The sequence below is a fragment of the Massilia sp. SYSU DXS3249 genome, assembly GCF_053668055.1.
The window spans coordinates 1-6,446 of record NZ_JBSIPX010000036.1 but is presented as its reverse complement, the minus strand read 5'-3'; the positions used below and the strand labels follow the sequence as shown (position 1 = coordinate 6,446).

Annotated in this window: 9 protein-coding genes; 8 read left to right on the top strand and 1 reads right to left on the bottom strand. The window is 55.8% G+C overall.

The window, feature by feature from the left end; genetic code table 11:
- Positions 1 to 286 (top strand): hypothetical protein (locus tag ACWCIA_RS22815; protein ID WP_454166777.1); only part of this gene is annotated, 286 nt, incomplete at its 5' end.
- Here the strand turns inward: ACWCIA_RS22815 and ACWCIA_RS22810 are convergent.
- On the bottom strand, positions 283 to 558 hold the full coding sequence (locus ACWCIA_RS22810) for a helix-turn-helix domain-containing protein (protein ID WP_454166776.1): 276 nt from the start codon (positions 556 to 558) through the stop codon (positions 283 to 285). The two genes, ACWCIA_RS22815 and ACWCIA_RS22810, sit on opposite strands and share 4 nt — an antisense overlap.
- Before the next feature lie 128 nt (positions 559 to 686).
- Here ACWCIA_RS22810 and ACWCIA_RS22805 point away from each other — a divergent pair, with 128 nt between their 5' ends.
- The 7 genes from ACWCIA_RS22805 (at position 687) to ACWCIA_RS22775 (ending at position 6,374) form a co-directional block, all read left to right on the top strand.
- Positions 687 to 1,010, top strand: coding sequence for a hypothetical protein (locus ACWCIA_RS22805; protein ID WP_454166775.1), 324 nt, complete (start codon positions 687 to 689; stop codon positions 1,008 to 1,010).
- Between the two features lie 381 nt (positions 1,011 to 1,391).
- On the top strand, positions 1,392 to 1,634 hold the full coding sequence (locus ACWCIA_RS22800; RefSeq protein WP_454166774.1) for a major coat protein: 243 nt from the start codon (positions 1,392 to 1,394) through the stop codon (positions 1,632 to 1,634).
- A gap of 72 nt (positions 1,635 to 1,706) precedes the next feature.
- Positions 1,707 to 3,194 (top strand): hypothetical protein, encoded by a 1,488-nt coding sequence (locus ACWCIA_RS22795; RefSeq protein ID WP_454166773.1) that lies wholly within the window; start codon positions 1,707 to 1,709, stop codon positions 3,192 to 3,194.
- Position 3,195: 1 nt separating this feature from the next.
- Entirely contained in the window at positions 3,196 to 3,537 is a 342-nt protein-coding gene (locus ACWCIA_RS22790) for a DUF5455 family protein (protein ID WP_454166772.1), read from the top strand.
- Positions 3,538 to 3,539: 2 nt separating this feature from the next.
- Positions 3,540 to 4,700 (top strand): zonular occludens toxin domain-containing protein, encoded by a 1,161-nt coding sequence (locus ACWCIA_RS22785; RefSeq protein ID WP_454166771.1) that lies wholly within the window; start codon positions 3,540 to 3,542, stop codon positions 4,698 to 4,700.
- Complete coding sequence (locus tag ACWCIA_RS22780; protein WP_454166770.1) at positions 4,697 to 5,914, top strand: type II secretion system protein GspD; 1,218 nt, start codon at positions 4,697 to 4,699, stop codon at positions 5,912 to 5,914. Before ACWCIA_RS22785 ends, ACWCIA_RS22780 begins: the two co-directional genes overlap by 4 nt.
- A 202-nt stretch (positions 5,915 to 6,116) precedes the next feature.
- Entirely contained in the window at positions 6,117 to 6,374 is a 258-nt protein-coding gene (locus tag ACWCIA_RS22775) for a hypothetical protein (protein WP_454166769.1), read from the top strand.
- Positions 6,375 to 6,446: the final 72 nt, after the last annotated feature.

The following is a 6,446-nucleotide window of genomic DNA, read 5'->3' as shown; positions in this document are numbered from 1 at the left end:
CGTCCAGTTCGCCAATGCGTTTTTTGGCAAGCGTCAGATTATCTGGTCCGATGGGCTGAAACAGTTGTTCGGCATCGAGCAAAAAACCGATGAGGAACTGGCCGTTGAGGAAGCTGAGGATGCTCGGGAATTGCTGCGCATTACCGGTGCACAGTGGCGTTGTGTCCTGCATCAAAAATACGAGGTTCGCCAGATCATCCTGGAGCTTGCGGAAAACGGCGGGTGTGAGGCTGTGTCGCTCTACCTGGATACGCTCATGGGGTCGTCGGACTACATACCGTTCTAGCGTCCGTGCTCCTGGTATACCTGGAGCCAAAAGTTTCGTTCTTCCTCGGTTGCGGCTTGCGCGTGTAGCGTGGCTGCAACAGTCTCCATAGGGTGAATTCCCAGGATTTTAGCTACTTTCAGGGCCACAAGAACGCTCATGTTCTGGCCCTGCTTGTACTGGTGGATTGCCTGTCGCGTCACTCCTAGAAACCGTGCCAGGGCGCTATCGCTGGTGATTTCGGCTCGGTGCTTGGCGACCACTTCATTCAAGAAATCTAACGTGGTTCTCATTATCGGTCGTTGTCAATGGGCATTGACAGTGTTAACGGCGGGAATTATATTCTGCCCATCAGGCCGGGTTTTGGGGCGGTCTGTACTAACAAATCTCACCCGAATCTCACACTTTTACGAGGTTGAAAATGACCGATGTTGCTCTGATCCTGTCTGCTGACAAATACGAAATTCCCGATGGTGATGGCGTGGTGCAAAAACTGCATCAGGTCTGGCTGTCGAATGATTACCGCGTTGCCAACGAAAAAGAGCGCGGTTGCAAGCCGATGAAGGTGATGGTCGAGCCGGAAGTGTTCGCCGAGATCATGAAGTTCGAGCTGCCTTCGCTGTTTGAAACCGAGGTCAAGATGCGTCCTGGCAAGGGTAACGCCCTGGCGGCAACCATCGTCGGCTTCCGCTTCGTCTCCACCCCGAAAATCTTCGCCCCGGCTCCGGTGGCTAAGGCTGCGTAATGGAACAGATGACACCGGGCGCTTGGCTGGCTATTGCCGCCGTCCTGTGTTTTGCCCTCGGTTGGATCGCTGGACAACAGAGGTGATGAATGCCTGATTTCTGGCCTCTCATCCGTGCCAACGCTCCGATTGTTTTCGGGGTCTTTGCCTTCGTCGGCGTGATTAAGTTTGTGGCCTTCGTGGCGCGTCGCTGGAGGTCGAATTGACTGTAACTCTGACTATGGCGGTTACAACCTGTCTCGCGGCTTTTGGCCTGGGATACGGTGCCGGGTCTTTGATCCGAATTGGCCGAAAAGCCATTGAATCGCTGGACTAATTTCGTTGCACTCCCGGTTTCGCCGCACCGGGTTTTATCGTAGGCACAAAAACTAGGGACTTCAAATGAACCTGCAAAACATCAAAACCGGCGCTCGTCGCGCTGTCGCTTCGGCAACCGTCCTGGCCCTGTCGGCTCCTTTCGCAATGGCACAGACCGCTGAAACCGATCTGGGCGTGCAAGCCATCACCGACCTGTCGGGCAAGGCCACTACCTACATCACGGCCGCTTTCGGCGTCGCTGTCCTGGTCGCCGGTGGCTTCTGGGGCATCAAGATGATGAAGAAGGCTTTCGGCGCAGCGAAGTAATTCGCGCTCGGTCGGTCTTGACGCCTCCCGCCTGGGGGGCGTTTTTGTTTGTGTCCCCTGTTAGGTGATCGGATGACGAAACTCTGTAGCTTCCTCGCCCTGGTGGCGGTTCTGTTGTGTAGTGCTGGCCGAGCTGGTGCCGCGCCTAGTATCGGCAATGCTTCCTTCTACAACACGAACAAAATTATTAACTCGATTATCCAGGGAACTCCTGGAGTTACGACGCATACCACGACCGGGACCGGCGTTACGGTTGCCAGTCAGGGCGGTGTCGGCCTGGCCGGGAAGCCTGGCCTGAGTATTCCCATTGCCGCGCAATCGACGCTCGGCCCTGGTCGCTTTGCCGGGATCGCCGCTAAGGCTATGAAGGTCGGTTCTTTTGTCGGCATCGCTACGATGGTTTTGCCCTGGGTAGCGGATCAATATGGTGTCAAAGTCTGTCCACCTCCCGATTTCTTCTGTATGCCTGGCCCTGATGTTCCTGCGCCTTATCCTGATAATCAGGCGCTCGGCGGGTATTACGTCAATTTCAATACAACGCATTGGGGCTGGAGTCCCTTGGAGGCGTGCAAGAGGGCTTTTAAGGCTGCTTTTGGATCGGAAAATGGCGCGTATATCGATCAATATGGCGGCTGCGCGACCAGGTGGGCAATTAGTTATATCAAGCCTGATGCATGTCCAGCTGGGACGCTCACCAGGACGGATGCTACCGGGCGCACGTATTGCGCTAATCCTGGGCCGATGGCTCCAGCTACCGAAAGCGGATTAGGCGATTCCCTGGAAAAGGCAATGACCAATAACCCTGCGCGCCTGGATGCAATCTATAAACAAATGCGCTCGGATGGGATCGCGGTTTTTAATGAGAATGACCCGGTAACGGTTACGGCGTCGCCTGTTACTGGTGCGCCTGAAACTTCCGTCACCACGAAAGCGAACCCCGATGGTAGTACGGACCGGATAGAAACCAAGACCGAGACGAAAGTAACTCCCCAGGTCACAGGAAATACCCTGGGAAATACGCAAATCAGCTATCCGACTACCACGACGACTACCACCACCACTACTAACAATGTGACCAATGTCACGTATCAAACAACGAACATTACCAATGCGCCTGTAGCTCCTGCGCCTGATTCGGTTGTTAATCCTCCGGCTAATCCTCCGCTGTCGAATCCAGATAAACCGGCTGCGGAGCCTTTGCCGAAGGATTACAACCGGGAAGCGACGCAACAGAAAATCCTTGATGCGCTCACGGCTCCGATTACGGCCACGGCCCCGACTGGAGATGACCAGTTGGCGGCGCAAAAGACCAAGATTGCCGAGGGCGTTACGGCTGTCTCCGGGATCACGGAAGGGTCAACCGGCCTCAAGGGGTGGATGCCTGCGATTAATGGCACGGCTTGCGTGAATCCCAAGGTGCCTAATCCGCTTAGCGGGAACCTGGTTGACGTGAACATTTGCGACTCGGTGAATTTGTTTGCGAAATTCTTCGGTGCTGTTATTTCGGTGCTCGCGCTGTATGGTTGTATTCGTGAAGTCCAATCTGCTTTGAAAGCCTAATATGCCTCTACTTGCTAGTTTTATGTCCACGTTGTTCGGTGCGGTGTTTGCTTTCCTGGGCCGGTTTATGGTCGCGGAAAAAGCGGCGCGTTTGGCTGCCTGGTCGGTTTCCTTTGCGGCCATTGCCGGGCTTGTCTCCCTGGCGTTTTCTTGTATCAGCGGGATTTGCGCCGACAATATCCAGTCCGGTATTTCGGGTTCGCATCCTGGCTTTTCCATGGGACTCGGTATTGCCTGGAATGGCGTTACCGCTACGGCTGCATCTTGTTATATGACTGTCTGGGTTGCGTGCCAGCTTTATGTAATCAAGAAAAAAGCTATTAACGTGATTATTGGGGGCTAAGAATGGCGGTTTACGCGATTACCGGAAAGCTCGGTTCTGGCAAGGGCAAGGGCGCTATGCACGTTGCTCGCCAATATCTGCGGGCAGGGAAGCGCGTTGCGGGCAATATGGATGTGTTTATGGAACACATGGATAATGAACGCTCCAGGGCTTCATATATCCGCGTGCCTGATAAGCCAACTGCAACGGATTTGTACATGCTCGGCTCGGGCAATCCCTTTGTGAAGTTCACTACTGATATTCGTCAGACTAAAGACGGGCTAAAGGGCTTCGCACCGACCGACATGCAATTGCTCGATGGTTTCGGAGAGGAGCACAACGGGGCGTTGTTCCTGGATGAATGCGGCTCCTGGTTGAATACCCGGACGTATGCCGATAAGGGCCGTGCTGACCTGCTGGAATGGATGATCCATGCTCGGAAATACGGATGGGACGTGTATTTCATCATGCAGAACATCAACCAGGCTGATAAGCAGCTTCGGGAAGCTTTGTTTGAGTACGTGGTTCGCTTTACTCGCCTGGATCGGTTGCGCGTTCCCCTGGTGTCTGATGTCGTCCAGGGCGTCACCGCGGGGGCATTGAAGGGCAATCTGCCTCGGCTGCATATCGGGGTTGTTCGCCTGGGTTCCAATCCCGATGCCCTGGTGGCGGATCGCTGGACATTTCGGGGCGATGACTTGAACAAGGTGTACAACACCACCCAAGTTTTTAGTGACAACTACCCTCACGGAACGCATTGCCTGCTGTCTCCCTGGCATTTGTCGGCTCGTACCGGTGTCGATCCGCAATTCGTCGGCCCGGTGCGTCCTGGCGTCCTCGATCACGCCCTGGTCAAGCCTCGGGCGGCTCCCCTGAAACCTCCGCATCCTCACATGACTAAATTCCTTGCTTTGGCCCTGGCCCTGGGCGTTCTCCTGGGCGTTCTCGGCAATACGTTGCTGGCATCGCCTCCGCCTCCACCTCCACCAGTCGCGCAGGTTGGGACGAAAACCGTAATTGGCCCGGTGATTACTTCCCTGGGTTTTATCCGCAATGGCGGCGATGTGCATGTGATCCTGTCGGACGGTCGCTATGTGAAGCCGCGCTCTTTTTCGATAAACCACCTGGGCGAGTACGAAGCGCAGGTCGATGAAAGTCTCCTGGTGAAAGGGGTTCAGCGATGATGCGCCGCCTGTTTGTGTCCCTGTTTGCGTCTTTCGCGTTCGTCTCCAGCTCGGCCACGGCTGCGCCTGTGTCGTTCGCTTTTTCCGCTGTTCCGTTGGTGGACTTCGCACAGTTCACTTACCGGGATCTGCTCAAGCGTGATTACGTGGTGTCGGCTGACCTGGTGAACATGGGGAAGAAGGTCAGCATCAATGTAAAAGCCCTGGATCAAAGCAAGCTTGTGCCGTTCGTCGACCAGGTGCTGTTATCCCAGGGAATCCGGTCTGTCGAGCGTAACGGGGTGTTCTTCCTGGAGTCCGCTTCAGCCGTGCCGGCCGAATTGCCGCCGGCGCCTGGTGCTCCGGCTCGGCCTGGTGAAACCCTGGCGCCGCCTCCAGTCGTCCAGGAACCCGAATTCAAGGTGGTCAAGGCCGTGAACCGGTCGCCGGAATTCCTGGTTGAGGCGGTCAATGCGGTTGTGGGTCAGCCGGTTGCGCGTGTGGCCGGTGGTAATCGCCTGGCCTTGTCGGCACCAAAACCGAAGCTCAAGGCATTGGAACGCCTGGTTGAACAGTTGGACATTCGCGCAGAGGTCGTTGAGGTGTCTGCAAGCTTCGTAGAGGTCACGACGAACGGCGGCGGGGTGTCGGGTCTGTCCCTGCTCGCTTCGGCCCTCCAGGCGGCTCCAGGGCTGTCTGTGGCGACGGATCAAGGCCGCGTGAGCATTGCCGGTGGCCGTTACGAATTGGTTCTCCAGGCTTTGGCCTCGGATGGGCGATTCAAGCAGGTCAGCAATTCTCGCGTTGTCGGCGACGATGCTGCAAAACTGCTGCTGTCCGTGGGCGATGAAACACCGACGATTGGTAGCTCATCGACGGACAACCGGGGGAACCCTGTGCAGAACGTGGTTTATAGGCCCTCTGGCGTGATCCTGGACGTTCTTCCGCGTGTCCTGGGATCGGGTCGGCTCTCCCTGGCTGTCGATGGTCAGGTGTCGTCTTTCCAGTCCACTACAACGGGCGTGGCCGGGTCGCCTACCCTGGTCAAGCGGCAAGTGAGAACCTCCGTCTCTGCCGGTGATGGTGAAGTGCTGGTCATTGGTGGCCTGAACGATACAAAGTCGGTGGCGTCCTCGGCTGGCTTTTCGTTCCTGCCTTCGACCTGGCGTGCCAAGTCCTCCCAGGATACGAAAACAGACCTGGTGTTAATCCTCTCGGCTCGGGTGCTCAAATGATGGATTGGTATGTCTCGTTCTTTCCGTCCTGGGTGCCTGAGTGGGTCGCGCATGTGCTGTTGGGCGTATACATCGCTGGTGTTCTCCTGGTGGTGTGGCCTCCCTGGAAAAAACGGTCGTAGGCGTGTTGTGTCATGACACAAATAGTTCTAGCTATTGCGTGTCATGACACGTTACAATAAAGCCTTTCCAGGGGGAATTTATGAAACTAGACAACGTAACCGGCGAGCTTCCAGGTATTAAGCCTTTGCCAAAAACTAATGCCGAACGCTCCAGGGCAAAGCGTGAACGCCTCCAGGCTGAGGGCAAGAAACAGATTTCCGTGACGATCTCGCTTGAGGTCTTGGCCGGACTGGAGGCATACGTAAAGCGGCAAAACGCCGATGTGGCCGACAACCCGATTACGCTCGGCGATGCTGTAGAAAAAGCCTTGCGTGATCGTTTCTTGAGGAAAAGATAATTCCTATGTACATTCCTAACTTCGATGCGTTGTCTAGTGCCTGGGCGGGTGGTGTGCTGTTGCTTACCCACA